The organism is Saccharopolyspora hattusasensis, from assembly GCF_050972075.1.
Lineage (GTDB): Bacteria > Actinomycetota > Actinomycetes > Mycobacteriales > Pseudonocardiaceae > Saccharopolyspora > Saccharopolyspora hattusasensis.
This window is the reverse complement of record NZ_JBPCDC010000001.1, coordinates 5,206,403-5,232,684: the sequence shown is the minus strand read 5'-3', so window position 1 is coordinate 5,232,684 and position 26,282 is coordinate 5,206,403. Positions and strand designations below refer to the sequence as shown.

Annotated in this window: 28 protein-coding genes; 12 read left to right on the top strand and 16 right to left on the bottom strand. The window is 69.9% G+C overall.

The window, feature by feature from the left end; all coding sequences use genetic code 11:
* Both ACRXBZ_RS24905 and ACRXBZ_RS24900 read right to left on the bottom strand, forming a co-directional pair.
* The gene (locus tag ACRXBZ_RS24905; protein ID WP_433881157.1) at positions 1 to 351 is read right to left on the bottom strand and encodes a DivIVA domain-containing protein; all 351 of its coding nucleotides are present in this window, start codon (positions 349 to 351) and stop codon (positions 1 to 3) included.
* Between the two features lie 43 nt (positions 352 to 394).
* Positions 395 to 727, bottom strand: a complete 333-nt coding sequence (locus ACRXBZ_RS24900; RefSeq protein WP_168590117.1) for a PadR family transcriptional regulator — start codon at positions 725 to 727, stop codon at positions 395 to 397.
* A 213-nt stretch (positions 728 to 940) separates the two neighbouring features.
* Here ACRXBZ_RS24900 and ACRXBZ_RS24895 point away from each other — a divergent pair, with 213 nt between their 5' ends.
* Positions 941 to 1,276, top strand: a complete 336-nt coding sequence (locus ACRXBZ_RS24895) for a hypothetical protein (protein WP_433881156.1) — start codon at positions 941 to 943, stop codon at positions 1,274 to 1,276.
* 82 nt (positions 1,277 to 1,358) lie between these two features.
* Here the strand turns inward: ACRXBZ_RS24895 and folP are convergent, their stop codons facing one another.
* The 3 genes from folP to ACRXBZ_RS24880 all read right to left on the bottom strand — a co-directional run bounded on the left by folP (position 1,359) and on the right by ACRXBZ_RS24880 (position 3,890).
* On the bottom strand, positions 1,359 to 2,198 hold the full coding sequence (folP, locus tag ACRXBZ_RS24890) for a dihydropteroate synthase (protein ID WP_433883962.1): 840 nt from the start codon (positions 2,196 to 2,198) through the stop codon (positions 1,359 to 1,361).
* Positions 2,199 to 2,523: 325 nt separating this feature from the next.
* Positions 2,524 to 3,108: an LOG family protein gene (locus tag ACRXBZ_RS24885; protein WP_433881155.1), complete on the bottom strand. Its 585-nt coding sequence runs from the start codon at positions 3,106 to 3,108 to the stop codon at positions 2,524 to 2,526.
* Positions 3,105 to 3,890, bottom strand: a complete 786-nt coding sequence (locus ACRXBZ_RS24880; RefSeq protein ID WP_168590115.1) for an LOG family protein — start codon at positions 3,888 to 3,890, stop codon at positions 3,105 to 3,107. The genes ACRXBZ_RS24885 and ACRXBZ_RS24880 overlap by 4 nt, the downstream gene beginning before the upstream one ends.
* Before the next feature lie 223 nt (positions 3,891 to 4,113).
* Here ACRXBZ_RS24880 and ACRXBZ_RS24875 point away from each other — a divergent pair, with 223 nt between their 5' ends.
* Positions 4,114 to 5,106, top strand: coding sequence for a slipin family protein (locus ACRXBZ_RS24875; protein ID WP_433881154.1), 993 nt, complete (start codon positions 4,114 to 4,116; stop codon positions 5,104 to 5,106).
* Between the two features lie 58 nt (positions 5,107 to 5,164).
* On the opposite strand, the gene dapE is transcribed toward ACRXBZ_RS24875, so the two are convergent.
* The gene (gene dapE / locus ACRXBZ_RS24870) at positions 5,165 to 6,241 is read right to left on the bottom strand and encodes a succinyl-diaminopimelate desuccinylase (RefSeq protein WP_433881153.1); all 1,077 of its coding nucleotides are present in this window, start codon (positions 6,239 to 6,241) and stop codon (positions 5,165 to 5,167) included.
* Between the two features lie 205 nt (positions 6,242 to 6,446).
* On the opposite strand from dapE, the gene ACRXBZ_RS24865 reads away from it, so the two are divergent.
* The 6 genes from ACRXBZ_RS24865 to ACRXBZ_RS24840 all read left to right on the top strand — a co-directional run bounded on the left by ACRXBZ_RS24865 (position 6,447) and on the right by ACRXBZ_RS24840 (position 11,826).
* Positions 6,447 to 6,752 (top strand): hypothetical protein, encoded by a 306-nt coding sequence (locus ACRXBZ_RS24865; RefSeq protein ID WP_433881152.1) that lies wholly within the window; start codon positions 6,447 to 6,449, stop codon positions 6,750 to 6,752.
* Between the two features lie 8 nt (positions 6,753 to 6,760).
* A complete protein-coding gene (locus ACRXBZ_RS24860; protein WP_433881151.1) occupies positions 6,761 to 8,536 on the top strand; it encodes an alpha/beta hydrolase in 1,776 nt (591 codons plus the stop codon).
* Positions 8,533 to 9,063 carry an LppA family lipoprotein gene (locus tag ACRXBZ_RS24855; protein WP_168586684.1) on the top strand — a complete coding sequence of 177 codons (531 nt, stop codon included), beginning with the start codon at positions 8,533 to 8,535 and terminating at the stop codon, positions 9,061 to 9,063. Before ACRXBZ_RS24860 ends, ACRXBZ_RS24855 begins: the two co-directional genes overlap by 4 nt.
* A 181-nt stretch (positions 9,064 to 9,244) precedes the next feature.
* Positions 9,245 to 9,682 carry an LppA family lipoprotein gene (locus ACRXBZ_RS24850; protein ID WP_433881150.1) on the top strand — a complete coding sequence of 146 codons (438 nt, stop codon included), beginning with the start codon at positions 9,245 to 9,247 and terminating at the stop codon, positions 9,680 to 9,682.
* 71 nt (positions 9,683 to 9,753) lie between these two features.
* Positions 9,754 to 10,740 (top strand): 2,3,4,5-tetrahydropyridine-2,6-dicarboxylate N-succinyltransferase, encoded by a 987-nt coding sequence (dapD, locus tag ACRXBZ_RS24845; RefSeq protein WP_433881149.1) that lies wholly within the window; start codon positions 9,754 to 9,756, stop codon positions 10,738 to 10,740.
* A gap of 144 nt (positions 10,741 to 10,884) precedes the next feature.
* The gene (locus ACRXBZ_RS24840) at positions 10,885 to 11,826 is read left to right on the top strand and encodes a CHAD domain-containing protein (RefSeq protein WP_433881148.1); all 942 of its coding nucleotides are present in this window, start codon (positions 10,885 to 10,887) and stop codon (positions 11,824 to 11,826) included.
* 67 nt (positions 11,827 to 11,893) lie between these two features.
* Here the strand turns inward: ACRXBZ_RS24840 and dapC are convergent, their stop codons facing one another.
* The 6 genes from dapC to typA all read right to left on the bottom strand — a co-directional run bounded on the left by dapC (position 11,894) and on the right by typA (position 19,498).
* Positions 11,894 to 13,018: a succinyldiaminopimelate transaminase gene (dapC, locus tag ACRXBZ_RS24835; RefSeq protein WP_433881147.1), complete on the bottom strand. Its 1,125-nt coding sequence runs from the start codon at positions 13,016 to 13,018 to the stop codon at positions 11,894 to 11,896.
* Complete coding sequence (gene fdxA, locus ACRXBZ_RS24830; protein ID WP_433883961.1) at positions 13,015 to 13,335, bottom strand: ferredoxin; 321 nt, start codon at positions 13,333 to 13,335, stop codon at positions 13,015 to 13,017. Before fdxA ends, dapC begins: the two co-directional genes overlap by 4 nt.
* Before the next feature lie 599 nt (positions 13,336 to 13,934).
* Positions 13,935 to 14,297, bottom strand: coding sequence for a hypothetical protein (locus ACRXBZ_RS24825; RefSeq protein ID WP_433881146.1), 363 nt, complete (start codon positions 14,295 to 14,297; stop codon positions 13,935 to 13,937).
* Entirely contained in the window at positions 14,294 to 15,205 is a 912-nt protein-coding gene (gene mshB / locus ACRXBZ_RS24820) for an N-acetyl-1-D-myo-inositol-2-amino-2-deoxy-alpha-D-glucopyranoside deacetylase (RefSeq protein WP_433881145.1), read from the bottom strand. Before mshB ends, ACRXBZ_RS24825 begins: the two co-directional genes overlap by 4 nt.
* Positions 15,206 to 15,532: 327 nt before the next feature.
* Complete coding sequence (locus ACRXBZ_RS24815; protein WP_433881144.1) at positions 15,533 to 17,281, bottom strand: ABC transporter family substrate-binding protein; 1,749 nt, start codon at positions 17,279 to 17,281, stop codon at positions 15,533 to 15,535.
* Between the two features lie 297 nt (positions 17,282 to 17,578).
* Positions 17,579 to 19,498: a translational GTPase TypA gene (gene typA / locus ACRXBZ_RS24810; protein ID WP_433881143.1), complete on the bottom strand. Its 1,920-nt coding sequence runs from the start codon at positions 19,496 to 19,498 to the stop codon at positions 17,579 to 17,581.
* On the opposite strand from typA, the gene ACRXBZ_RS24805 reads away from it, so the two are divergent.
* Together ACRXBZ_RS24805 and ACRXBZ_RS24800 are read left to right on the top strand one after the other, a co-directional pair.
* The gene (locus ACRXBZ_RS24805) at positions 19,488 to 19,685 is read left to right on the top strand and encodes a hypothetical protein (protein ID WP_433881142.1); all 198 of its coding nucleotides are present in this window, start codon (positions 19,488 to 19,490) and stop codon (positions 19,683 to 19,685) included. The genes typA and ACRXBZ_RS24805 overlap by 11 nt on opposite strands.
* Before the next feature lie 89 nt (positions 19,686 to 19,774).
* A complete protein-coding gene (locus tag ACRXBZ_RS24800) occupies positions 19,775 to 19,981 on the top strand; it encodes a hypothetical protein (RefSeq protein ID WP_433881141.1) in 207 nt (68 codons plus the stop codon).
* 42 nt (positions 19,982 to 20,023) lie between these two features.
* Here the strand turns inward: ACRXBZ_RS24800 and ACRXBZ_RS24795 are convergent, their stop codons facing one another.
* Positions 20,024 to 20,335 carry a YciI family protein gene (locus tag ACRXBZ_RS24795; RefSeq protein ID WP_029535177.1) on the bottom strand — a complete coding sequence of 104 codons (312 nt, stop codon included), beginning with the start codon at positions 20,333 to 20,335 and terminating at the stop codon, positions 20,024 to 20,026.
* Between the two features lie 209 nt (positions 20,336 to 20,544).
* On the opposite strand from ACRXBZ_RS24795, the gene trpS reads away from it, so the two are divergent.
* Positions 20,545 to 21,510: a tryptophan--tRNA ligase gene (gene trpS / locus ACRXBZ_RS24790; RefSeq protein WP_433881140.1), complete on the top strand. Its 966-nt coding sequence runs from the start codon at positions 20,545 to 20,547 to the stop codon at positions 21,508 to 21,510.
* Between the two features lie 188 nt (positions 21,511 to 21,698).
* The gene (locus ACRXBZ_RS24785; protein WP_433881139.1) at positions 21,699 to 22,313 is read left to right on the top strand and encodes a Uma2 family endonuclease; all 615 of its coding nucleotides are present in this window, start codon (positions 21,699 to 21,701) and stop codon (positions 22,311 to 22,313) included.
* Here the strand turns inward: ACRXBZ_RS24785 and ACRXBZ_RS24780 are convergent.
* The 3 genes from ACRXBZ_RS24780 to ACRXBZ_RS24770 form a co-directional block, all read right to left on the bottom strand.
* Positions 22,310 to 23,158, bottom strand: a complete 849-nt coding sequence (locus ACRXBZ_RS24780) for an NUDIX domain-containing protein (protein ID WP_433881138.1) — start codon at positions 23,156 to 23,158, stop codon at positions 22,310 to 22,312. The two genes, ACRXBZ_RS24785 and ACRXBZ_RS24780, sit on opposite strands and share 4 nt — an antisense overlap.
* Before the next feature lie 150 nt (positions 23,159 to 23,308).
* A complete protein-coding gene (locus ACRXBZ_RS24775) occupies positions 23,309 to 24,685 on the bottom strand; it encodes a sensor histidine kinase (protein WP_433881137.1) in 1,377 nt (458 codons plus the stop codon).
* Positions 24,682 to 25,368, bottom strand: a complete 687-nt coding sequence (locus ACRXBZ_RS24770; protein WP_168586670.1) for a response regulator transcription factor — start codon at positions 25,366 to 25,368, stop codon at positions 24,682 to 24,684. The genes ACRXBZ_RS24775 and ACRXBZ_RS24770 overlap by 4 nt, the downstream gene beginning before the upstream one ends.
* Between the last annotated feature and the right edge of the window lie 914 nt (positions 25,369 to 26,282).

Here is a 26,282-nt window from a genome sequence, read left to right as displayed (position 1 = left end):
TCAGTCCTCCGGCTCGCCGGGACGCCCGGCGCGGGCTTCCCGCAGCTGCTCGCCGGCCGCGTCGAGCTGCCGCTCCAGCACCGCGATCCGGCCGTGCAGTTCGTCGAGCTCCCCGGCGAGGCGCTCCAACGCCCAGTCCACCTCCGACGCCTTGTAGCCGCGGAGGACTTGCTGGAAGCGCAGCGCGCGCACGTCGGAGCCCTCGACGTCGGCCGGGGGCAGGCGGGTCGGGGTCGAGCCCGGCGGCAGCGGTGCGAGCTGCTCGCCGCGTCCGAAGACCAGCGAGGCCAGCAGGTAGATCACCGCAGCGACCGCGAGCACCACGAACAGGTAGATGAGCGCACTAGCCACGGTCGTCAATCGTGGCACGAACGGCGAACCGCCGCGGCCACGGTCACGTCTTGGCGGGCGCCGCTTCGAGCACGCCCTCGATGGCGGACGTGAACTCGCGCCACGCGCGGCGCTCGGCGTGCAGCGTCTGCACACCCGTCTGGGTCAAGCGGTAGGTGCGGCGCTGCCGGCCGCCGACGGTGCTCCACGTGCTCTGCACGTACCCGGCGCGCTCCAATCTGCGCAGCGCCGGATACACGGTCCCGGTGGGGAGATCAAGGGCGCCGCCACTGCGTTCCTGCAGCGCCTCGATGATCGCGTAACCATGCAGGGCCCTGCCGTCGAGCGTGGCCAGCAGCAGGGCGTCCAGGTGGCCGCGGAGCGCATCAGCCTTCACAAGTAGCGACTCTACGGTCATTTGCGACCACTGTCACCGGGATTGCACAAGAGGACCTAAGTCCTTTCGCGATCCGGACCCCCGATGATGTCCATCACACCACCGGAGAGTGCACCGTTCGGGTGGCGCAAAGCCGAAAACCCGTTGACACCGCCGAGATCCGTCACACTGCGGAGTCGGATGTGCCGGGCCAGTGATCAGGAGTCGTCTGCCGTGCCCAAGGACAGTTCCCAGGCCGCGACCACCGGTTCCTCGCGACTCGACGCCGCGACGACCTTCACTCCGCGGCAGGAGGCTCTCGACCAGCTGCGCTCCTACCTCGTGGTGCTCATCGACGTGATCGAGCAGCACCCGGAGGCGACCTTGGAGCGCGACGAGGCGCAGTGGCGCCTGGAGGAGCTCGTCGAGGAGCTGGCCCGAACGCCCCCGAGCGCGCCGCGGGTCGAGTCCCGGTGGCTGCGCCTGGCACCGGTGCTCAGCGAGGTGCGACCAGACGTGCCGGTAGCGATCCTCACCCAGCTCGTGAAGCAGTCCATCGGGCACCTCTGACAGTTTCAATTGAAACTGCGGTCAGCTGAAACCGCGGTCAGCACCCGGTGGTGAAAAGTTTCAATCGAAACTGCGCGAGGGCTCAGGCCAGGGCTCGCAGGACCCGTTCCGGCGGATGGGTGCCAGCTATGGCCGCGACCATCTCCACCGTCCGGCGGGTTTCCACCACGTGGTGCGCGCGGAAGACCCGGGCGCCGCCCCAGGTCGCGATCGCGGTGGCCGCCAGCGTGCCCTCCAGCCGCTCCGTGACCTCCGCGCCCAGGGTCTCGCCGATGAAGTCCTTGTTCGACAACGCCATCAGCACCGGCCAACCGGTCGCCACCAGCTCGCCGACCCGCCGCAGCAGCGCCAGGCCGTGCCAGGTGTTCTTGCCGAAGTCGTGGGTCGGGTCGATCAGCACGCCGTGCGCGGGCACTCCAAGGCGCACCATCCGTTCGGCCCGCTCGACGAGTTCGGCGGTCACCTCGGCGACCACGTCGGCGAAGCGGGGCCGGTACGGATCGGTGCGCGGCGGCAGGCCGCCGGTGTGCGAGCACACGACGCCGACGCCGAACTCGGCGGCCACCTCGGCGAGCTTCGGGTCGGCGCCCGCCCAGGTGTCGTTGAGCAGATCCGCCCCCGCCTCGCACACCTGGCGGGCCACGTCGTGGCGCCAGGTGTCGACGCTGATCACCAGGTTCGGGTGGCGTTCCCGGACCGCGGCGACGAACGGCACCACCCGCCGGACCTCCTCGCCGGCGTCCACCACCTCGCCCTGGGCCCCGGCGCGGACCCCGCCGATGTCGACGATGTCCGCGCCGTCGGCGACGGCCCGGTCCACGGCGGCGGTGGCCGCGTCGGTCTCGAAGGTGCGACCCCGGTCGAAGAACGAGTCGCGGGTGCGGTTGACGATCGCCATCACCAGCGGTCGGTCCTGGGGCATGTCCTTGTCGCGGAACCGGAGTGGCTGCACAACTGCAGATCCTGGCACGTGGCCAGGACCGAGCGGTATGTGGATCGGCTTGCGCAGCGATGCAGGCAGCGGAACACCAGCGGCCGCCTCGACCCGACTCGTGCATGACCGATACGCGGCATCGGGGCTGTCCTCGCGAGAAGCTCGGGGTGCGGGTGTCCCCGCAAGGCACCGCTGAGAAGCCGCGGCGGCGCAAGTTGCTTACATGGCGAAAGAAAAAGCGGCTAACGCCGCTTGCCTGACGCCCACGGGCAGTTCCGTGCGCCGCGCCGCCCCTGGCTTTGGTCCGGGAGGGTCATGGGGCGCAGGCGTCCAAGGCTTCGTCGACGTTGGTGGCCACCGTGAGCACGTCCAGCGAGTGCTGGGTCGCGAAACCGGTGTCCACCAGGTCGTGCAGCCAGTCCATCAGCCCGCGGTAGTGCCCGTCGGGGTCCAGCAGCACGACCGGCTTGGCGTGCATGCCGATGTAGCGGGCTGTCCAGATCTCGAAGAGCTCCTCGCAGGTGCCGATGCCGCCGGGCAGCGCGAGGAATGCCGTCGAGTGCGCGTCCATCAGGCCCTTGCGCTCCCGCATCGTGTCCACGACCAGCAGCTCGTCGGCATCGGTGTCGGCGACCTCGCGGTCCACCAAGGCGCGCGGGATGACGCCGACGGTCCGGCCGCCTCCGGCCCGCGTCGCCCGGGCGACCTCGCCCATCATCGACACCCGGCCGCCCCCGGAGACCAGCGTCCAGCCGCGCTTGGCGATCTTGGTGCCCACCTCGGCGGCCAGGTCCAGGTGGTGCTGCGGCACCGGGCGCGACGCGCAGTAGACGCAGACCGCAACGTCCACAGTGGCCTCCCCGGCGATTTCCCCCAGTCCGGGTTCAGCGCTGCTCAATGAGTGGCCTCCCACGCCTCGTACGCCTCCTGCACGATGCCGACCGCGTCGTCGATGTCGTCGGTGAGGTGCAGCAGCGCGAGGTCCTTGTCGCCGATCTTACCCGCGCCGTGCATGCTGTCCCGGATCCAGTCGTACAAGCCCTGCCAGTAGGACTTGCCGAACAGCACCACCGGGAACTTCGTGACCTTCTTCGTCTGCACCAGGGTCAGCGACTCGAACAGCTCGTCCATGGTGCCGAAGCCGCCGGGCAGGCAGACGAAGGCTTGCGCGTACTTGATGAACATCGTCTTGCGGACGAAGAAGTAGCGGAAGTTGACGCCGAGGTCCACCCACGGGTTGAGCCCCTGCTCGAACGGCAGCTCGATGCCGAGCCCGATGGACAGCCCGCCGGCCTCCGACGCGCCGCGGTTGACGGCCTCCATCGCCCCCGGTCCGCCGCCGGTGATCACCGCGCAACCGGTCCTGGCCAGCGCAGCGCCGAGCTCGACGCCGACGGCGTACTCCGGGTGTTCCCGGGGGGTCCGCGCAGAACCGAACACGGTCACCGCGCGCGGCACCTCGGCGAGCGCGCCGAAGCCCTCCACGAACTCGGACTGGATACGCATCACCCGCCACGGATCGGTGTGCACCCAGTCCGACGGGCCGCGCGAGTCCAGCAGCCGCTGGTCGGTGGTGGTGGGCTCGCTCAACCTCGCCCGGCGCAGCACCACGGGTCCGCGTTGCTTCTCCTGGGGGCGTTCCGAGCCGTTCGGCTCTCCCCACACGCCTTCGATTGTCATGCGGTCGAGAGTACGCACGGGCGATCGGCGGCCGACGCCTGCCTGCCCCGAGAAATGCCTGTTCACGAGGGATTCACACGAGCGTGCAGCGGCGTACGATACGAAGAAAAGATCTAGTGGCGCCGGCGACGCCGGCCGCGCACACCACGCAGATCCGCCTCGATCTACGCAGGCGCCGGAGCGGGTCGCCGGGCACGACCGGAATCGAGCCCGGGAGCCAGCCATGCTCATCGAACTGCTGATCCTCATCATCGCCCTGGGTGTTATCTACGTAGCCGCCAGCGTCAAGGTCATCAAGCAGTACGAGCGCGGCGTGGTGTTCCGCTTCGGTCGCCTGCAGGAGCTCACCCGCGGACCAGGGCTGACGACGATCGTCCCGGTGATGGACCGGATGCGGAAGGTCAACCTGCAGATCGTCACCATGCCGGTGCCGGCCCAGGAGGGCATCACCCGCGACAACGTGACCGTCCGGGTGGACGCGGTCGTGTACTTCAAGGTCGAGGACCCGGCGCGCGCGATAGTCAACGTCGAGGACTACCTGTTCGCCGTCGGACAGGTCGCGCAGACTTCGCTGCGCTCGATCATCGGCAAGAGCGACTTGGACGACCTGCTGTCCAACCGCGAACGGCTCAACCAGGGTCTGGAGCTGATGATCGACAACCCGGCGCTGGGCTGGGGCGTGCACATCGACCGGGTGGAGATCAAGGACGTCTCGCTGCCGGAGTCCATGAAGCGCTCGATCGCCCGCCAGGCCGAAGCAGAACGCGAAAGGCGTTCGCGAGTCATCTCGGCGGACGGCGAGTTCCAGGCCTCCCGCAGGCTCGCCGACGCGGCGCACGTCATGGCCGACACCCCGGCCGCGCTCCAACTGCGCCTGCTGGAAACGGTCGTCGAAGTGGCCGCGGAGAAGAACTCCACGCTGGTGCTGCCCTTCCCGGTCGAGCTCCTGCAGTTCGTCGACACCGCGAAGCACGCCGGCGCCGCGATGAGCGGCGGCGCAGCCGCGAGCGAGGAGCCCGCAGAGCAGCCGGTGGAGCTCACCGACGCGGACCGGGAGGTGGCGGAGCTGCCCGCGGCGGGGCCGGAGGCAGCGGATCTGCCGCAGCAACGCGAAGAAACCGACGGCCGGAGCGCGAGCACGGCGAAGCCGGCAGAGAGCTCGGGGAGCTCGGGGAGCTCGGGGAGCGGCGAGGAGTCGATGCTCGGCATCGCCTGATCCCGCGCGTTGGGCGGAGTGGGGGCACCCGTGAATTAATCACGGGCGCCCCTCAGCATCACGAGAGGAAGCGGTGGAGGACCTCGGCGCAGTGGCGGATCTCCGCCGTCGCCACGTGCTCCTGCTTGGTATGGGCCAGGGTCGGCGAGCCCGGGCCGAAGTTCACCGCCGGGAGGCCGCGGGCCGCGAAGCGGGCCACGTCGGTCCAGCCGAGCTTCGCGACCGGCTGCGCGCCGGAGGCCTCGACGAGCTGCGCCGCCGCCGGGGCGGTCAGGCCGGGCAGCGCGCCCGGGGCCCCGTCGACCACCGCGACCTCGAAGTCGTCGAATACCTCGCGCAGGTGCGCTTCGGCTTCGGCCGGCGACTTGTCCGGGGCGAACCGGTGGTTGACCGACACCACGCACTCGTCCGGCACCACGTTCCCCGCGACACCGCCGTCGATCCGCACCGCCTGCAGGCCCTCCCGGAATTGCAGGCCGTCGATCATCGGGTTGCGCGGCGTGTAGTCGACCAGCCGCTGCAGCACCGGGTGCGCCGCGTGGATCGCGTTGACCCCCATCCACGCGCGAGCCGTGTGTGCGCGGGTGCCCGTGGTACGGACCTCCACACGCATGGTGCCCTGACAGCCCGCCTCGATCGCGGCGTTCGACGGCTCGCACACCACCGCGAGGTCGCCGGCCAGCCAGTCCGGCAGCTCCCGCTCGATGCGGTTCAGGCCGTTGCGCTCGGCTTCCACTTCCTCGCAGTCGTAGAACACGAAAGTCAGGTCGTGGCGCGGTTCGGTAAGGGTCGCGGCAAGGTGCAGCATGACCGCGTCGCCGCCCTTCATGTCGACCGTGCCGCAGCCGTGCAGTACCTCGTCGGCGCCCGACCCGGTGCGCCGCAGCGGGAGGTTGTCGTTGATCGGCACGGTGTCCAGGTGTCCGGCCAGCACCACCCGCGAGTCCCGGCCGAGGTTCGTCCGCGCCAGCACCGCGTCGCCGTTGCGCACCACTTCGAGGTGCGGCGCTTGGGCGCGCAACGCCTGCTCCACCGCATCGGCGATGGCTTTCTCCTTGCCGGAAACGCTGGGGATGTCCACCAGCGCGGCGGTGAGCTCGACGGGGTCAGCGGTGATATCGAACAACGCAGTCACGCCCCGGAGGCTACCCGGGAGGGCTCCGTTTGCGCTGGTAGCGGCCCGTGAGCGCTTTTGGGCGCTATCGCACCGGAAAGCACTCACGGGACCTGACCAGCAGAAACGGAGTTCGCCAGGAGTCGGGAACGGATGGGAACCGGATCCGCGCAACCACCGTCCAACGCGTGATCATCACGCTAGGCAGCCGCCGCTGGAGGTGGGCATGGATTACACCGCAAATCCCGACGCGCTCAGGAAGGCTGGGGCGAGCGCGAAATCGGTCGGCGAGCAGGCCGGGCAGGTCAAGCTCGGACCCCCGACCGAGGACATCGCCGAGGCGATGCCCGGCGGCAAGTCCGAGGGCGCGGCGAAACAGGTCGCGCAGAGCTGGGAGAAGGCGATCAAGTCCTGGAGCGAGGCCGCCATCCAGCACGGCGATTCGCTGAACGCGACCGCCGACGAGTACCAGAAATCCGACGAGTCCAGCGCGGTCGGCATTGGCCGCCTCGAAGCACCGGCCGGAAGGTAGGCAGCGAGATGGTGTCCTTCGCCGATGTGCGTCGCTGGAAACCGGAGGGCCTCGACGCCGTCCACAACGACCTCGGCAAGCGCCGCGACGACCTGATCAACCTGCAGGACGAGCTGGACGGCGCCAAGAACCCCGAGGGCTGGACCGGAAAAGCCGCCGATGGCTCGGCCAAGCAGCACGAGAAGCTGACGTCGGACATGCGCTCGCTGGTGGCCGAGGTCGCCACCATGCGGGTCGCGGTCGCCGCGGCGGCCGACGACGTCGCCAGGATCAAGCAGCAGATCCAGCAGGCCGACCACGAGGCACAGGCCAACGGCTTCGAGATCACCGAAGAGGGCGGCGTCAAGGACGTCAAGCCGCCGCAGGACGTGCCGGAAGACCAGCTGGAGCAGGTCAAGCAGCAGCGGATCCAGGTCCGCGACAAGCTGGTCGAGACGATCGAGAAGATCCTCGACGAGGCCGAACGCACCGACGCCGAACTCGCCAAGGCGCTGACCTCGGCGGAGAAGGACGAGATCACACCCGGCAAGGGCAATTCCCTGGCCGACGCCGCGAACACCGACGACATCAAGGCCCTCGCGGAGTCCGCCGGGAAACCGGCGGGCGACTCGCCGAAAGCCGCGGCGGAGTGGTGGAAGTCGCTGTCCGACGAGCAGCGCGCGGCGCTGCGCGAGAACCCGCCCGAATGGCTGGGCAACCGCGACGGCCTCCCCGCGGAGGTCCGCGACGAGGCCAACCGCGGCCGGATCGACGACATGCGCGGCGACCTGCAGGCGGAGAAGGCGCGGCTGGAGCAGGGCGGCGTTTCCGAGGACGAGAAGGAAAAGCTCCAGCAGGTCAACGACAAGCTCAAGTCCCTCGACGAGGTCGAGAAGACCATCGCCAAGGAGAACCCGCCGCGCCAGTTGCTGGTGCTCGACAGCAGCGGCGAGCGGATGAAGGCAGCCGTGGCGGTGGGCGATGTGGACACCGCCGACCACGTCTCGGTGTTCACCCCCGGCTACACGACGACGGTCCAGGGCAGCCTCGGCGACTACGACTCGAAGATGCAGGAACTGGTCAAGGAATCGAAGGCCGAACTCAACCGGAACGGCAAGGACGACAGCGTCGCCGCGGTGGCCTGGCTGGGCTACGAGGCCCCGCAGAAGTCCGAGGACACGGACGTTTTCGGCGATTCGGTGGTCAGCTCCAACTCCGCGCAGGAAGGCGGGGAGAAGCTGAACAACTTCTACAAAGGCATCAACGAGTCCCGCGACACCGACCCGCACCTGACCGCGATCGGGCACTCCTACGGCTCCACCACCACCGGCTACGCCCTGCAGGGCGGCGGCCACGGCGTCGATGACGCGATCATCTTCGGCTCCCCCGGCGTCGGCACCAACGACATCGAGGACCTGCACGTCCCGGACGGGCACGCCTACCGGCTGGAAGCCAAGGACGACCCGGTCGCGGACTTCGCCCGGTTCGGCGGCGACCCGTCCCACATGGATGGGTTCATGGACCTGTCCACCGAGAAATCGGCCGAGGGCAAGGGCGTCGAGGGCCACAGCGATTACCTGGATCCCGACACCACCAGCCAGCACAACATGGCTTCAGTGGTCGCGGGCTTGCCGGACAACACCGTGGAGGGCAAGACCGACGGCGTCGGCGATGTGATCTCCTACGTACCGCACCAGGCCCAGGAAGCAGGCTCCGCGGTCTACGACTTCGGCGAGAAGACGGTATCCGGCGCCAAGGACCTGGGCGAGAAGACGTTATCCGGCATCAAGGACTTCTTCTCATGAGAAAACTCATCCTGTTCGTCCTCTGCGGTCTGCTCGCCACCGGGTGCGCGAGCGGGCCCGAACCGTCCGACGGGGGAAACGTGTCAGACGCTCTCAGCATGTTGCGGCAGCGACCATCCATGGAAGAGATCACCGCGCGCTACGAGGAGATGCAGCAGAAGCTGCGGGATCGGCTGTCCGCCGATCCCGGCCTCGCGGCGCCGTGGATCAACAAGGGCGACCCCGGTCAGGCTGCCTGCCAGGGCGAAGAGCTCTCGCACGTCGACGGCGCCGAAGAGCACAGCCTGGACACCTGGGTCTACGAGGGCAACATCCCGGACGGCCAGTGGGACCGGGCTCAGCAGATCGCCATCGACGTCACCAAGGAGTACGGCTTCAAGGAGCTGGAGATCGTGGTGAACCGGCCTGGCGACCACAAGGTCGAGATGCGGGACGACTTCGGCGCGAAGCTGCAGTTCGGCACCAAGGTGAACACGATCTTGAGCCTCCGCACCGGCTGTCACCTGCTCCAGTCCGCCAAGGGCTGACGCTGGTAGCGGCCGCCGGCCGTGAGTCCTTCGGGTTGCTGCGGCCAGTACAACGTGAGCGCAGTGGTGGCCGGAGTGCCGGATCGGGCGGTCAAGGACAATGGCCGCGACATCGGCGACATGATCTCCGGCATCATCTCCTGAGGCGACCGCCGCCAGCACCGGACCCGACGGGGGAATCGTGAAAGACCCGCGCAGCCTGCTCCGCCAGCGCCCCAGCATCGAGGAGATCAGCGAGCGCTACGAACAGATGCAGCAGCGACTGCTGGACCGCCTCAACACCGAGGTCGGGCCGCTGTCGTGGGCGGTGTCGGACCCGGTCAGCCGGGCCGTCTGCACCGAGTTCCCGGACGTCTTCGACGCGGAGAGCCGGGTGCTGGAGTCGTGGCGGGCGCCCGGCAACCTGCCGGACGCGGATTGGCCACTGGCCGTGGAGATCGTCCAGGAGATCACCATCGAGTACGGCTTCGGCGAGCCCGAGATCATCGTCAACCGCAGCGGCGACCACGAGATCATCGGCAACGATCAGTTCGGCGCGGTCTACCAGTTCGGCACCGCCGCAAACACGGTGCTGATGATCACCACCGGCTGTCACCTGCTCACCGCCGCGAAGGGCTGAAAGCCTTCGGCCCGCCCGGTGGGGCCCACCCCTGCGGGCCGCCGCCACCTGCGCCGATTACCGTTTCCGGTATGAGTGCACAGTCTCCCGACCCGCAGACCACGGGTGCCCACGGCGTGGGCCTGGCCACCGTGACCGACGACGGCACGGTGCTGGACACCTGGTTCCCCACCGTCAAGCTCGGCGAGCCGGGGCAGTCCGGAACCACGCGGCTGACCGCCGAGCAGGCGGCCGAGTCCCTCGGCGAGGCCGGGGCGGCCCTGATCGGGCGGGACGAGGCCCGCGGGGTCGAGGTCGTCGCGGTGCGCACCGAGATCGGTCGGCTTTCCGACGAGCCGGTCGACGCGCACGACATCTACCTGCGCCTGCACCTGCTGTCGCACCGCCTGGTCCGCCCGCACGGGCAGAACCTCGACGGGATGTTCGGCCTGCTTGCCAACGTTGTGTGGACCAACCACGGCCCGTGCCCGGTGGAGGGCTTCGAGGCGACCCGGCTGCGGCTGCGGGCGCGCGGCGCGGTCACCGTCTACAGCGTCGACAAGTTCCCGCGCATGGTCGACTACGTCGTGCCGTCCGGGGTCCGCATCGGCGACGCAGACCGGGTCCGGCTGGGTGCGCACCTCGCCAGCGGCACCACCGTGATGCACGAGGGCTTCGTTAACTTCAACGCCGGCACGCTGGGCGCGTCGATGGTGGAGGGCCGGATCTCGGCCGGGGTCGTCGTCGGCGACGGCTCCGACGTGGGGGGCGGCGGCTCGATCATGGGCACCCTCTCCGGCGGCGGCAAGGAGGTCATCTCCATCGGCGAGCGCTGCCTGATCGGCGCCAACGGCGGCGTGGGCATCTCGCTGGGCGACGACTGCGTCGTGGAAGCGGGCCTGTACATCACGGCAGGCACGAAGGTGACGCTGCCGGACGGCACCATCACCAAGGCCCTGGAGCTGTCCGGCTCAGACGGCCTGCTGTACCGCCGCAACTCCACCACCGGAACGATCGAGGTCACCGCCCGCACCGGCGGCAAGGTGGAGCTGAACGCGGCGCTCCACGCCAACGACTGATCCGAACGGGCTTCCGACATCGCGAAGGGCCACTTCGACCGACCTTGGGTTATAGCCGGCCGAAGAGGCCCTTCGCCCATAATCCGGGCGGTTTTCACTGGATGGACGAGGCATCGCGCGGGGCAGTCGGTTTTATCATTGGCAATGGCCACCACCTGGCAGCAACGAGACCTGACGAGCGTCGTCGAACTGCCCGCCGAACCCTTGGCGGCCGATCGGCGGGCACCCCTCGCCGAGCACATCCGGGCGGGGTTGGACGCCCGCCTGCGCGCCCTGATCGCGCACGATCCGGGCGCCAGGCGAGGCGAGGATCCCGAGGAACTGCACCAGATGCGGGTATCGGTGCGCCGGATGCGCGCGATGCTACTGTCCGGCCGACCGTTCCTTGATCAGAACTGGTCGGAGCCGCTGCGCGCGGAGCTGGGCTGGCTGGGCAAGACGCTGGGCCCGGTCCGCGATCTCGACGTTCTGCTGGAGCGGCTCCGCGAAGAGAGCGCCGACCTCCCGGCCGACGAGCGCGCCGCGGCGGACCGGCTGATTTCCGGGCTGGAGGCCGAGCACGGCCTCGCACGGGTCGCGATGCTCAGCGCGCTGGACAGCGACCGGTACCTGGCCTTGCTCCGTTCGGTCGCCGACGCGCTCCGCTCCGGACTGCCGACTCCGGAGTCCGATGTGGACGCAGAGCGCGAGTTGCGCAGGCTGGTGGTCGGCCAGTTCCGCAAACTCCGGAAATCCGTTGCACAGCTACCGGAAGTGCCCGCCGACGACGAGCTGCACGCGCTGCGCATCCGGGGCAAGCGGGTGCGCTACACCGCGGAGCTGGCGCAGCCGGCGTTCGGGAAACCAATGCAGCAGCTGATCAAGGCGGCGCGGCAGTTCCAGGACGTGCTCGGGGAACACCAGGACGCCTGCGTCGCGGAGGAACGCGTCCGCGGGCTGCTCAGCGACCTGGGCGAGGACGTCGACGCCGCGGTCGCCTTCGTGGCGGGGCGCCTGGTCGAGCGCGAACAGACGCGCAAAGCAGCCCGCCGAACCCAGTGGAAGTCGGCTTGGGAAGCCCTGGACACTGCAGCCGCGGCGATCTGACAGGCACCCGTGAGTGCTTTTGGGCGCTACAGCACCCAAAAGCACTCACGGTCCTGCGCGACTCAGGTCATTCGCCCAGGCGCTTGGCGACTGCGGCGATGCCCTCATCCGTCGCCGTCAGGGCGATGCGGACGTGGCGGTCGCCCGCCGGACCGTAGAAGGTGCCCGGCGCGACGAGAATTCCCCGCTGCGCCAACCAATCCACCGTCTGCCAAGCATCGTCCCCGCGAGTCGCCCACAGGTACAGGCCCGCCTGCGAGTGCTCGATGCGGAACCCCGCCGCCTCCAGCGCGGGCCGCAGCACCGCTCGCCGCGCCGCGTAGAGCTCGCGCTGCTCGCTCACATGCGCGTCGTCGCTCAGCGCCGCAGTGATCGCCTCCTGCACCGGGCGCGGGACGATCATGCCCGCGTGCTTGCGCAGCTCCAGCACGCGCGCCACCAGATCCGGATCGCCAGCGATGAACCCGGCGCGATACCCCGCCAGGTTGGAGGACTTCGACAGCGAATGCACGGCGAGCACGCCGCGGAAGTCGGAGCTGACCGAGGGGTGCAGCACCGACACCGGTTCGGCTTCCCACCCGAGCGCGAGGTAGCACTCGTCGGAGGCCACCACCGCGCCGAGCTCCCGCGCCGCCCGCACCGAGTCGGCGAGCTGCTGCGCGCCCAGCACCCGCCCGGTCGGGTTGGCCGGGGAATTCAGCCACAGCAAAGCGGTTCCGGCCGGGGGCAGCTCACCGGGCGCGAGCCGGACCACCTCGGCACCGACGATCTTCGCGCCCACCTCGTAGGTCGGGTAGGCCAGGTCCGGGATCGCGACGATGTCACCGGGCCGGACGCCGAGCAGCGTAGGCAGCCAGGCCACCAGCTCCTTCGAGCCGATGGTCGGCATCACCGCGTCCGGCACCAGGCCGGATACGCCGTGGCGCCGGTGCAGCGCGGCGACGGCGGCCTCGCGGAGCTCTGGGGTGCCGTGCGTGGCCGGGTAGCCCGGCTGGTCGGCCACCGCCGACAATGCCCGCTGCAGGTTCTCCGGCACCGGGTCGACCGGCGTGCCGACCGAGAGGTTGACGATGCCGTCCGGGTGCGACCGGGCCGTGGCGGTCTGGGCCGCCAGCGAGTCCCACGGGAAGTCCGGCAGCCGCGGGCCCCGGGGTCCGGGCGCCGGGGCGCCCGGACCGGTTTCGGGGCTCATTCGCCCTGCGGGGGCAGGCTCTTGATGGGCTCGACGTCCTTGTCGACCTTGCCCACCTTCGCGGCACCGCCCGGCGAGCCCAGCTCGTCGAAGAAGTCCACGTTCGCCTTGGTGTAGGTGGCCCACTCCTCCGGCACGTCGTCCTCGTAGTAGATGGCCTCCACCGGGCAGACCGGTTCGCAGGCACCGCAGTCGACGCACTCATCGGGGTGGATGTAGAGCATCCGCCCGCCCTCGTAGATGCAATCGACAGGGCATTCCTCGATGCATGCCTTGTCGAGCACGTCGACGCAGGGCTCGGCGATCACGTAGGTCACGGTTGCTCTCCTGCTCGAAGCGTTGTACTGCTCGCGCTCAGGAACCTCCTGAGGCGACTGCTGACAGTATCTCTCGTACCCATCCTGGACACGTAACTGGTCCCACAGCGCGGGAGCCGGACCGACTCTACGACCCCGGGTTAACGGCGTAAACCATTGCGCCCGTAACCATTGCGCCCCGAGCCGCCCGACCTTGCGCAGAGCTGATCTTTCGCGCAGGTAGCCACCCACGACGCCGACAACCGGGACACTGCCGAGCAACTCGTGGGAGAAGCGGCCCTGCGGTCGCTTGTCGAGTTCCGAATCGATCTCCCACAGCGCACGTGCCATTCGCCACACCGTGCGCGCGACCGCCTTCGGCGTCGCCCGGCCGTGCCCGCGGCGCGAAGCCTCGACGTCCTCGGTGAGTTCCGAGACCCATTCGTCGTGCTCCGCGTGCCCCGCCGCCAGCTCGGCCGATCTTCGGTCCGGCCGCGCAGCCGCAGCGGATCCGGCTCGCGCAAGGCATCAAGCACCGGCGCGGTCGCTCGCACGAACGGCCCCAGCACGGCCGCGATCCGCTCGTCGGTCAACACCTCGGTCATCGCCGCTCCCAGACCTCACGTCCCGGGGTTCTTCTCCATCACGATTCCGAGCATCAGCGCGCTCGGCAATGCGCCACCGCCGATCAGCAGCAAGGCACGCCAATCGTTGAGCAGCACGATGTCGCCGCCCGGCCCTAAGACTCCGAACACGAACACCGTCGCGAACCACACCAGCAGCGGCGCACCGGCCACCCGGCGCCTCGGCAAGAGCCTCGCGGCCTCGGCCACCAGCAACGGCGTGGTCACCACCGCCAGCGCGGCCGTGATCGGGAACTGCACGGAGCCGATGTACGACGGGAGGAACAGCAGCTCGATCAGGGCCAGCAGGACGGCATCGAGCAGCAGGAAGCCGAGCAGCACGCGGTCACCTGCGGTCAACGGTCGCCCACCGGCTCGGTTCCACTCACCCCGAGCCCGCCGAACACATCCGTCTGGCAGCCCTGCGGATCACCCGTCGCCAACACGTAGTGCTCGGTCGTCACGATCGGCTGCGCGACGCCGTTGGACAACGCGTAGGCCGCGACGCCTTCGCCGTTGTGCCACTGGTCCAGCCACACCTTGACCTGGGTGCCGTGCGCGCGCAGGGCGCTGATCTTGGCCGGCAGGTGCTCGGACACGTCGACGACCGTGGTGATGGACTCGTCGTCAACACTGGCCAGCTCGTGCGGCTGGGGCAGCTCGAACGGCAGGTCCTCGGCCTGCGCCAACGCGGCGAGCCCCTTCGCTACCACGTCGCGGGACGGAACCGCGTAGAACACCCGCTGCACGTCGGAGACCTTCGCAGCCGCCATGACCGTCACCTCGTGGGCCCGGATGTGGTCCGGGTGGCCGTAGCCGCCGTCGGCCGCGTAGCTGACGACCACCTGCGGTTTCACCTCGCGCAGCACGGCTTCCAGCGCACCGGTCTGCTCCTGCAGGTCACCGGTGGCAAAGGCCCGCGGATGCGCGTTCGGCAGCGCGGCCGCCTGGCCCGGCTGCTCCCAGCGCATCCCGGAGTCGCGCCAGCGCCCCACGCCGCCGAGGAACCGGTGGTCGGCCACGCGCAGCGCGGCACAGGCCGAGCGCAGCTCGCCGACCCGGTAACCGCCGAGCTGGTCGGCCTGGTCCGAGGCCAAGCCCCGCAGGCTCTCGGGGATGACCTCGCCTTCCTCGCCGAGAGTGCAGGTCACCACCACCACCTGCACGCCGCGGGCGGCGTAGCGGGCGATCGTCCCGCCGGTCCAGAGGGTTTCGTCGTCTGGGTGCGCGTGTACCAGCAGCAACCTCGGTGGGGCCGTCAGCGTCACCGGACCAGATTAATCTGCGGCGCACACCACACAGCGCACGGTAGCCGCATTCCCCCGAATGTCCGTATCGATACGCCGCGAACAGCCCACCGGGTCACGTCACCCCGTGGCGGAACCGATACGCCCCACAAGCCGAAAGGCATCGGCGTCTCCGCGGTTCAGAGGCACGAGTCCGCTGAGTAGCCGCGCGAGCCCGTCACGGGCGCTGAAAGGCACCCCTGGCGAGACGGGGAGAGGTGGCGATTTCGCGCGAAATCGCCGCTCCTCACGCGTGCCAGGTGGCGATTTCGCGCGAAATCGCCGCCCCGCCGCCTGCTCCGTGCGGGCTTAGTAACCGTCGCTGTCGGCGTGCGTCCCGACCCATCGGGCAGCGGTGGAGAACGGCCCGGCCAAACCGTTGCCCGCCTCGACGCCGGTGACTTCCCGGCGCAGCACCATCACCTGGGCCTGCTGGTACAGCGGCAGCGCCACCGCGTCGCGCCACAGCACGGGCTCGACGGCCGCCGACGCCCCGGAGAACGGCACCTGACCGGTCAACGCCGCGTCGATCGTCGGCTGCAGCAGCTGGTCGCAGAATCCGGCGTCGTTGTACGGGAACGGCTTCTCGCTGTCCTTTGCCACGCCCGGGCAGCCGTACGAAGACGCCAACATCGCCGCCGGGTCGCCCCCCGCCGGACGCGGCGCGATGGCCATGTCCACCGAGCCCGACCCACCGGACTCGCCGGACTGCGGATTGGCCGACAGCATCTCGCCGAACAGCTGATCACCGGTCGGCGTCACCACGGTCGCCTGGATCCCCTGGTCCCGAAGCTGCCGCGCGGCCGCCTCGGCGATCCTGATGTACGACTCGTGCTCGAACGGCGCCGCGATGACCAGGTTCAACGGCCGCCCGTCCCGCAACCAGGCTCCACCGCTGCGGTGGTACCCGGCCTCGTTGAGCAGCCGCTCGACCTGCGCGGGGTCCGGCCGGTTCGGCAGCCCCGGTTCGGTCGGCGTGTAGCCGCGCTCGGACGGCGCGAGCACCTGGGCGTGTGCCTGGAGCTGCTCCGCAGGCCCGCCACCGGTGCCGGCCTCGATCAACGCGGGCCGGTCGAGCGCGGCGAGGACCGCTCGGCGCACCTTGACGTCCGCCAGCGCCCGGCTGTCGTGCCGCAGCAGCACCTCCATGGTGGCCGGGCGGGGCACGGTGATCAGTTGCACCGCATCGCCGAGGTCCTGCAGCGCCTGCATGGTGCCCCGGTCCGCGCCGAACACCGCCAGGTGGCTGTCGCCGCTGCGCAGTGCCTCGACCTGGCGGGCCCTGTCGGTCGCGCGCAGCACGATCCGGTCCGACGGCGCGGGCGGGCCCCAGTACCGGTCGTTGCGCTCCAGGATGATCTCGCCGCGGTCGAGGTCGATCTGCCGGATCGCGAACGGCCCACCGGAAGCCGGGTAGCCGTCGTCGAGCACCGTCGCCCAACCGCGCGGCGCGTCCCGCAGCAAGTGCGCGGGCAGCAGGTTGTTGAAGAGCGTCTGCCAGCCAGGGAACGGCTTGGCGAAGGTGACGTCGACGGTCTTGCCGCCCTGCCGCGACGCCACGTCGTCGATCAACTGGTAACCGGCCGGGTCGGCCACTCCGGGCTGGGAGCGCAGCTGTTCCCACAGGTAGACGAAGTCCTCGGCGGCGATCGGTGCGCCGTCGGACCAGTTGGCCTCGCGCCGGATCCGGTAGCGCACGGTGAACTTCTCCGCGTCCGCCACCACCTCGGCCGATTCCATCAGCGTGCCGTCCAGCTGCAGGTTGCCGTCCGGCGCCGGGCGGAACACCGACGGCAGCATCAGGCTGGCCAGCGCCGAACTCGTCGACGACAGGTCGGCGAGCGTGTGCGGGTTGAACCCACCTTCGAGCTCGTCGACACCGACGACGACCTCCACCGGCATCGGCTGCGTCGGCGGAGCGCTGGTCGTCGGCGACTGCGTCGGGGGTTGCGGTGACACCAGCGGAGGCGGGGGGGCATTCGTGCAGGCAGCCACCACGCTGACGGTTGTCACCACCAGGCAGACAGCGGCCAGTGGGCGGCGTCGACCCAAGGACACGCCGGACCTCCCCTCACGTCTGCTCCCCCCGAACACCCCGGCCCACCCGGGGCGGCTCGCACGTGCGGAAGACGCGCGAGAGCCCTCCATGGTTCCTGCCGCCGACGAAATGATCGACACCGGGGGTCGCAGCCCAGTGTCCTCGCCGCCCGCCCACGCCGCGTGCGGATCGGCGAAATCCCGGCGGCCTCGACGACGTAGGAGCTCAGCAGGCAAGGAACGGCGATTTCGCGCGAAACCGGCGCTCCCAGCGCGTGCTCGGTGGCGATTTCGCGCGAAATCGCCACCGAGCACACCTCAGTTGGCGTTGTTGTCGCGGGCCTTGGCGCGGGAACGCTCGCGGGCGCGGGTCGTGCCGTCCAGGACCAATTTGCGCACCCGGATCGCCGCCGGGCCGACCTCGACGCACTCGTCACCGGAGCAGAATTCCAGCGCCTCCTCCAGCGCGAGCGTCCGCGGCTTGGCCAGCCGCTCCAGCTCGTCCGCGGTGGAGGACCGCATGTTGGTGAGCTTCTTCTCCTTGGTGATGTTGACGTCGAGGTCCTCGGCGCGCGGGTTCTCCCCGACCACCATGCCCTCGTAGACCTCGTTGCCAGGCTCCACGAAGAAGCTGCCGCGGTCGGCCAACTGCAGAAGCGCGTAGGTGGTCGCCGAGCCGGCCCGGTCAGCCACCAGCGAACCGGTGTGCCGGGTGCGCAGCTCGCCCACCCACGGGAAGTAGCCCTCGAAGACGTGGTTGGCAATGCCGGTGCCGCGGGTCTCGGTGAGGAACTCGGTGCGGAAGCCGATCAGGCCGCGGGCGGGCACCACGTACTCCAGCTTGATGCGGCCGGTGCCGTGCCCGTCCATGGTCTCCATCCGGCCCTTGCGCCCGGCCAGCAGCTGGGTGACCGCGCCGAGGTGCTCCTCGGGGGCGTCGATGGTCAGCCGCTCGAACGGCTCGCACAGCTGGCCGTCGATGGTACGGGTGACCACCTGCGGCTTGCCGACGGTGAGCTCGAAGCCCTCCCGGCGCATGGTCTCCACCAGGATGGCCAGCGCCAGCTCGCCGCGGCCCTGCACCTCCCAGGCGTCCGGCCGCTCGGTGGGCAGCACCTTCATGCTGACGTTGCCGATCAGCTCGGCGTCCAACCGGTTCTTCACCAGCCGCGCGGTGACCTTGGTGCCGCCGTTGCGGCCGGTCAGCGGAGAGGTGTTAACGCCGATGGTCATCGAGATCGCCGGGTCGTCGACGGTGATCCGGGGCAGCGGCTCGGGGGCGTCGGGGTCGGCGAGGGTGTCGCCGATGGTGATGTCCGGGATACCAGCGATGGCCACCAGGTCGCCTGCGGACGCCTCGTTGCACGGCACCCGGTCGAGGTTCTCGGTGATCAGCAGCTCGGTGAGCCGGACCTTCTCGACGGTGCCGTCGGCGCGGCACCAGCCCACCGTCTGGCCCTTGCGCAAGGTGCCGGAGTGGATCCGGCACAGCGCGATGCGGCCGAGGAAGGAGGACGCGTCGAGGTTCGTCACCAGCGCGCGCAGCGGCGCCTCGGTGTCCGCGGTCGGCGCGGGCACGTGCTTGAGCAGCACGTCGAACAGCGCGGTGAGGTCCTCCTCGGCGGGCAGCTCGCCGTCCACCGGCTGGGCCAGCGAGGCCCGGCCGGCGCGGGCGGAGGCGTAGACGACCGGCAGGTCCAGGATCGCCTCCATGTCGAGCTCGACCTCGCCGTCGAGCTCGCTGGCCAGCTCCAGCAGCAGGTCGTGGGTCTCCTCGACGACCTCGGCGCAGCGGGCGTCCGGGCGGTCGACCTTGTTCACCACGAGGATCACCGGCAGTCCGGCGGCCAGCGTCTTGCGCAGCACGAACCGGGTCTGCGGCAGCGGGCCTTCGCTGGCATCCACCAGCAGCAGCACGCCGTCCACCATCGACAGGGCGCGCTCGACCTCACCGCCGAAGTCGGCGTGGCCGGGGGTGTCCACCACGTTGATGGTCACCGGGCCGGCGTCGGTCTCCCGCCGGACCGCGGTGTTCTTGGCGAGGATCGTGATGCCCTTCTCCCGCTCCAGGTCGTTGGAGTCCATCACGCGGTCGACGAGCTCCGCGCGTTCGGAGAAGGCCCCGGACTGCCGCAACATGGCATCCACCAGGGTGGTCTTGCCGTGATCGACGTGGGCAACGATGGCGACGTTGCGCAGATCACTGCGAATGAGGGCGGCGACGCTGGTGGCGGACACGCGGGTACTCCTGGATCGGCGCGGGTGGGCGGCGGGGTTGGTCGACTTCGTCCGGGTGCGGGATGATCCGCAAGGCACCGAGCCGCGGCTCCACTGCGCCGCTGCTGCGGAGCTGATGGGCGCCACCCCCGCCGAGCGGAGGCGCACGCACGTCGACGCGCGGCTCTCCCAGGGTAATGCAACCTGATGCGGGACCGGCCGTCGCGTGCCCAGCGCAACACCCGACGCCCGGCTCCCAACATCAAGTCGCCAACCGAGGTTAGGTTCGCCTAGCCTGTGCCCAACCCCGTCTCGGCATCGAAAGAACAAACCGTGGGCAAAGGCACCATCAAGGTCAAGAAAAAATGTTGTCGATCTCGACCACCCTGCAAGAGCTGCCCGGTCGTGGTACTGCGCGACTTGCTGCGCGAGGCCAAGGCGGAAGAGGTCAAGAAAGCGCAAAAGAAGGTCAAGAAAGAGGCAAAGAAAAAGGGTACGAAATGATCTGACCGCGGCACCTGCCGTGGTTCGCGGATAGCTCTGGGACTACTTGCGGGCGGCCGGGGACAGCGGGTCGGCGTACTTTGCCAGCTCGGGGATCGTCCGCAACGCGGTGAACTCGATGACCTCGTAGCGTGCGAGTTTGTGCAGCGCGAACGGGTCGGTCGCGAGGATCGCGTCGAGCCGGCCGCGGGACATCGCCCGGGCGATGATCACCCCGCCGCTGCGCGGATGGCGGTGGCCGGCGGCGATGAAGTCGCCGGCGTCGTAATGCTGGGTAACCCATTCGTAGTGATCTACCAGTTGACCGTCGATATCCGATTCTGGCGCGGTGTATTGCAGCAGCACTACAAACATTCTTTCACGGTAGCCCTTCTCCTTGACCGCTGCCGATCACCAAGCGGTAACATTGCGGCGTGCGCGCAATGTCGAACATGTGGTGGGCCGTCCGAGGGCGGCCCAGCGACGTCGTGCACTGACACGCAGATCATCGGCCGCTCCGCCGGGCGGCCGAGCGGCATGAGGTCGATCCTGGCGGGCAGCGGCCCAAGACCCGGGAGAGACCAATGACCCGCCTGTCCGGCATCACCCCGTCCGGCCACGTCCAGCTGGGCAACTACCTCGGCGCCGTGCGGCGGTGGGCCACCGAGCGCGAACCCGCAGACCTGTTCTTCGTCTCCGACCTGCACGCCATGACTATGCCGCACCGTCCGCAGCGGCTGCGCTCGCTGACCCGGGAGCAGTTCGCGGTGCTGCTCGCGGCGGGCATCGACCCCGATTCGCTGTTCGTGCAGTCGGATCTGGTCGGCGAGCTGGGGACGCTGAACTGGATCCTGGAATGCACCTGCTCCTACGGCGAGGCCGCCCGGATGGTCCAGTTCAAGGAGCGGGGCGCCGGGCAGGAGTCGGTCCGGGTCGGCCTGCTGACGTATCCGGTGCTGATGGCCGCCGACATCCTGCTGCAGGGTGCCACCCAGGTGCCGGTCGGCAGCGACCAGGACCAGCACGTGGAGCTGGCCCGCACGCTGGCCCGCCGGTTCAACGCCAATTACGGCGACGTCTTCGCCGTCCCGGAGGCCGTGGTGCCCAAGACCGCGGCGCGAATCCGGGATCTCGCCGACCCGACGCGCAAGATGGAGAAGTCCAACCAGCAGAGCCCCGGCGTGGTCTTCGTACTCGACGAGCCGGACGCTATCCGGCGCAAGTTCCGCCGCGCGGTCACCGACGGCCTCGACGAGGTGCGGTACGACCCGGACGGCCGGCCGGGCGTGGCGAACCTCCTGGAGATCCTCGCCGCCTGCAACGACACGAGCCCTTACGCCGCAACGGAATCTGCGAGCACCTACGCGGAGCTCAAGGAGGCGGTGGCCGAGGCGGTGATCGAGGAGCTGCGACCGGTGCGCGAACGCGCCCGGGAGCTGCTGGACGCTCCGATGGAACTGGACCGCATCCGGGCACACGGGGCGAAGCGAGCGAGCGAGCGGGCGCAGCCCCGCCTGCAAGCCGCCCTCCGCGTCACCGGCCTCCGCTGATCCGCTCCAGCGGGGGCGCCCGCGACCCGGCTATCGGGCCACGGGCACCCCCGCCCAGCACCACCTGCGCATTCGTTCACTAGTTCGAGTGGATCACCTGGCGAACACCTGATCAGTATCGGCAGCCTGGGCTCATGGGTACCGTGAAGAAAGGCAACACCGCGTTCTTGGTCGAGAGGAGTGCCGCCGTGGCTGCACCATCGTTCGACCCACACGCCCCGTTCGATCCGCTCGTTGACCTGGACGGGCTGTGGACGCCCGAGCTTGCCGAAAGGTACCTACCGATCCCGGGGATGCCCCCGGCCAAGTACGAGTGCCTGGACGGGAAGCTGATAGTGAGCCCCTACGAAGGTTCGGCGAATGTCTACGCAGCGGACGAGCTCTACCTCCGGATGCGCGCGCCTGCACGTCATCTCGGCGGCAATGCCTACACCACGCTGAACGTCGAGATGCCAAAGATCTCGTCGATGCGATGGGCGCAACCCGACTTCGCGGTGCTCCGCGAGCCAGCGCGCGGACGTGTCTGGATCTCAGCCGAAGCCGTCCTGCTCATCGGCGAGTGCGTGTCGAAGTCGAGTCGCCGGAACGACTTCGTGGACAAACCCGCTGAATACGCCAAAGCCGGGATTCCGTATTTCATGCGGGTTGACATCGCCAGGGAACGCGAGCGCGTTTCGGTGGAGCTCCTGCGCTTGGAAGATGGCACCTACCGCGATCATGCCAAAGCGTTGGACGGCCAGACCTTCGAGACCGAACTGCCGTTCCCGCTGTCATTCGACCCAGCCGAGCTGCTGGAGCTCTAGGCCTCGGCCAGTAGGTCGCGGAGGGAGTGGACCAGGACCCGATCGGCGTCGAGCCAGTCGAGTTCGGCCAGTTCGTCCGCCGACACCCAGCGGACTTCGTTATGCTCCACCGCTTTCGGTATGGCCGTGGGGTCCGCGAGTTCGGCCGCGTGGATGCGCAGGAGCATTCCGTTGCTGAGCGGGACGTCGGTGCCGACGCGGCCGGTCGGGCGGACCTCGACGGCGAGTTCCTCCTGACATTCCCGGATGACGGCGGCGGGTTCGTCCTCGTCCGGCTCGACCCGGCCGCCGGGCAGTTCCCAGCGACCCGCGTCCGGCGCCGGGTAGCGGCGTTGCTGCGCCAGCAATTGTCCCTTGTGGACGATTGCGGTGCCGACGACGATCGGCCGGGACGCCCAGGATTCGGCGAGCTCGCGCACGGCGGCGATGCGCGCGGCGAGCACGTCCAGCACGAACCGGCGGACGACGGTGATGTCGGCGAGCCGGCCCAGCGGGCCGAACGGCGTCGTCCAGTGCAACGAGTCGGTGAGCAGTGTCCGGGGTCCGGCCTCGGCGAGCACCGACTCGTGGCGCAACTCCGGCAGCGGGCCGGAGATCAGCACGGAACTCATCGCGTCGGCATCGGCGCGCACGACCCGAGTGGTCAGATCCGCAGGGAGGCGGGCGATTCTGGTGTGGAAGACGATCTCGTCACCGGGGACGAGCAGCGCGGCCGGACGGGTCGCGGCGCGGCCGTTGACGCCGAGGGCGGCGAGTCCGACCTCGGCGGTGCGGGTGTGCCGCAGCGCGGCCCCCACCGTGGCCGGGGGTGCCTCGATCAGTCCGGTGCTCCGCAAAACCGACACGTGCAGACATTTTGCCCCACCCGACAGGGTCACCCGCCACCGCCTGCTCGGAGGCCACGCTGCTTGGGCGCGCCACGCGCTCGACCGCGCCTCGCCGCCAGGCGAGCGGCAGCCGTTCCCGCAACCGGCACCGCCACAGGACGCGGGCACTCAGCTGCCTGCCGCATGCCGGGGCCAGCGCGCCTCGACGCGGGCGCCACCGTCCGGCGATGTCGAGGCCCGGACCGCGCCTCCTCGACGGCGCACCGCCTCGGCCGCGAGGGCGAGCCCGAGCCCGGCACCGCCGGTGCTGCGCGCCCGGTCCGGTTCCACCCGGTGGAACCGGTCGAAGACCCGCTCGCGGTGCGCCATCGGAATCCCGGGCCCGTCGTCGTCGACCACCAACCGCACCCAATACACTCCGGAGGAGCCCATGCCATCAGCGAAAACGGAGACCCGCACCAGCGTCCGGGTGTAGCGCAACGCGTTGCCGACGAGGTTGTCGAGCACCGTCGACACCTCCGCCGGGTCGGCCAGCACCAGCACCGGCCTGGCCGGGACCTCCACCTCGATCCGCGGGCCGGTCCCGGGCGCGCCCGACGGTTCGAGCCGATCGGCGGCGGCCCGCACCGCCGTCACGAGGTCGACCGGCTGCCCGGGGGCGGCCGTGTCGCGCTCGGCCCGCGCCAACGCGAGCAGGCTCTCCACCAGGGCCGACAGGCGCTGCGCTTCATGCGCGATGTCCTGCAGGGTCTCGTGGGCGAGCTCCGGGTCCGGATGCATCACGGCGACCTCGGCCTGGGCGCGGATGGACGCGACGGGGTTGCGCAGTTCGTGCGCGGCATCGCCGGTGAACCGCCGTAACCGCTCGGTGTCGGCGTCGCGCCGGGCGAGCATGATGTTGAGCTCTTCGGCGAGCGCGCGGATCTCGTCGGCGGCCTCGGGCACCGGCAGCCGCTGACCTTCGGGGAGCCCGGCGGCGGCCACCCGCATCCGTTCCACCGGTCGCAGCGAACGGCGCACCACCAGCCAGGTGGCCAGCCCCACCAGCGCGGCGGCGAGGATCGACCCGAAGCTGAGCAAGCGGCCGGTCTTGCCTGCGGTGTCGGTGAACCCGACCAGCCTTGCGCCGGTGGCGACGAGCAGCGGTCGGCCGGTCGGGTCGGGCACGACGACGCCGCGCCACCGGTGCACTTCGGCGGGCGGCTCGAAGTCGATCACGCCGTCGCCGGAGCGAAGCTCGTCGATCTGCCAGTGGTGCAGGCTCGCCTCGGGCAGCCCGTCCAGAGGCGCGCCAGAGGTGTCCAGCACCCGGATCTCGGGCGTGGCCACGGCGGAGGGCGCGGTCCCGCCGACGAGACGGCTCGCGGTCATGGTGGCGGTGCGCTGCAGGTCGGCGTCGACCGAGTCGATCAGCAGCCAGCTGACGACCCCGGTGCTCACGTGCGCGATCACGCCGAGTCCGATCAGCGCGACGGCGGCGGCCACGATGCTGGTCCGGAACTGAATGGTGCGTCGGTGCCACCACCGGCGCAGGCTCGCGATCATGCCGTTTCGACGCAGACCCGGTAGCCCTGGCCGCGCACGGTCTGCACCAGTTCCCCGGCGCCGGCCGCGGCAAGCTTGCGGCGCAGGTAACCGACGTAGACCTCGACCACGTTGCGGGTGACGAACTGCTCCTCGCCCCACACCATGCGCAGCAGGTCGTCCTTGGGCACCACCGCCTCCGGGTGGCTGGCCAGCGCGACCAGAAGCCCGTACTCGCGCGGCGAGAGCGCGATCACCTCGCCAGCCCAGCGCACCTCGCGGGTGGCCCGGTCGATCTCCAGCTCGCCGACCCGCAGGCTCGCCTGCCGCCCGGCGGTGTCGCGGCGCCGCAGCAACGCGCGCACCTGCGCGACCAGCACCAGGAAGGAGAAGGGTTTGACCAGATAACCGTCCGCGCCGAGATCCAACCCGTCGGCCTGATCGACCTCGCCGTTCTTCGCCGAGATCAACAACACCGGGGTGTTCACGTCGCCGGCACGCATCCGCTCCAGCACCCGGTAGCCGGACAGGCCGGGCAGCATGACGTCCAGCACGACGACGTCGAAGGCGCCGGTCAAGGCCAGGCGCAGGGCATCGGTGCCGTCGGCCGCGACGGTCACGTCCATGCTCTCGGCGGACAACCCGCGGCGCAACGCTGCGCGAACTCCCGGCTCGTCGTCCACCACCAACACCCGCGGAACCATGGCCCAAGCATGCCGATCCGGCAACCCCGGCGGCAGGGAAATCTCAGCATGATCTCAGCTCCGAGCCCCATTCTCAGGCTGATCTCAGCCTTGGCAACCGCTCCGGGTTCGCACGCGCCGCGGTACCGGTGGGGCACACGACCAGTGGCTGCGCCGCTTCGACGCCGGACATCGAGGCCGGTGCCCGGCATCGACCTGGTCGAAATGCGCGGAAAACCCGTTCCCTGCGGTCACCGTCCGAAGTGGATCAGCGCCATGCGGTGACACCTGCAATCCGCTCGCTGTGATGCGCCTCGCCATCGGATCGGGCGGTTAACGCCGGACGAACCAGCTACCGAAACGCATGGCCAAGCACGGTTCGAAGAGGCGATCAAGTGTTGCGAAAGTAGCAAGAGAAGACAGTGGTTGAGCCGTTACTCCAAGGCGTGGCTTGACATATCGACCCTGCACATGGTGGCTTGACAGCCTCCATCGCGTCCGCGAAAGTCGATGCGATCGATTGACTGATCAATCAGTCGCAGGTCGAAAACGCAACGGCAGCGGGGTGCTGTCGAGACGTTCCGGCACCGCTTGAAAGACCACGTCACCGGCGCTCGTCCGAAGCGACGGGTGCGGCACCCCGCAAGACACAGGAGGTTCCGCCGGATGCCGAGCAGAGGCCGTCGAACGCCGGCCCCAGTCGTCGCGCCGTCCTCCGGTACGTCGCGGTGGGCGCCGGCGCGGTGGGCGCGGGTGCCGTGATCAGCGGATGCGCGGGCGGCGCGGTGCGCAGGCGCCGATCCCGTCCGGGCCACCGCAGTACGGCGGCCGGCCGCGGGTCGGCATAGTCGGCGGGTCCAGCAAGGACACCCTGGACGCCCACGCCGCCGTGACCCACCCGGACCAGGCCGGCAACTTCCAGCTCTACGACACGC

Coding starts and splice junctions, on each gene's coding strand:
- ACRXBZ_RS24865 (WP_433881152.1), top strand. CDS start 6,447: ATGGATTACACCGCAAATCCCGACGCGCTCAGGAAGGCTGGGGCGAGC.
- ACRXBZ_RS24840 (WP_433881148.1), top strand. CDS start 10,885: ATGGCCACCACCTGGCAGCAACGAGACCTGACGAGCGTCGTCGAACTG.
- ACRXBZ_RS24855 (WP_168586684.1), top strand. CDS start 8,533: ATGAGAAAACTCATCCTGTTCGTCCTCTGCGGTCTGCTCGCCACCGGG.
- ACRXBZ_RS24775 (WP_433881137.1), bottom strand. CDS start 24,685: ATGATCGCGAGCCTGCGCCGGTGGTGGCACCGACGCACCATTCAGTTC.
- ACRXBZ_RS24770 (WP_168586670.1), bottom strand. CDS start 25,368: ATGGTTCCGCGGGTGTTGGTGGTGGACGACGAGCCGGGAGTTCGCGCA.
- ACRXBZ_RS24795 (WP_029535177.1), bottom strand. CDS start 20,335: ATGTTTGTAGTGCTGCTGCAATACACCGCGCCAGAATCGGATATCGAC.
- ACRXBZ_RS24860 (WP_433881151.1), top strand. CDS start 6,761: ATGGTGTCCTTCGCCGATGTGCGTCGCTGGAAACCGGAGGGCCTCGAC.
- dapD (WP_433881149.1), top strand. CDS start 9,754: ATGAGTGCACAGTCTCCCGACCCGCAGACCACGGGTGCCCACGGCGTG.
- ACRXBZ_RS24880 (WP_168590115.1), bottom strand. CDS start 3,890: ATGACAATCGAAGGCGTGTGGGGAGAGCCGAACGGCTCGGAACGCCCC.
- folP (WP_433883962.1), bottom strand. CDS start 2,198: ATGCCCCAGGACCGACCGCTGGTGATGGCGATCGTCAACCGCACCCGC.
- ACRXBZ_RS24875 (WP_433881154.1), top strand. CDS start 4,114: ATGCTCATCGAACTGCTGATCCTCATCATCGCCCTGGGTGTTATCTAC.
- trpS (WP_433881140.1), top strand. CDS start 20,545: ATGACCCGCCTGTCCGGCATCACCCCGTCCGGCCACGTCCAGCTGGGC.
- dapC (WP_433881147.1), bottom strand. CDS start 13,018: ATGAGCCCCGAAACCGGTCCGGGCGCCCCGGCGCCCGGACCCCGGGGC.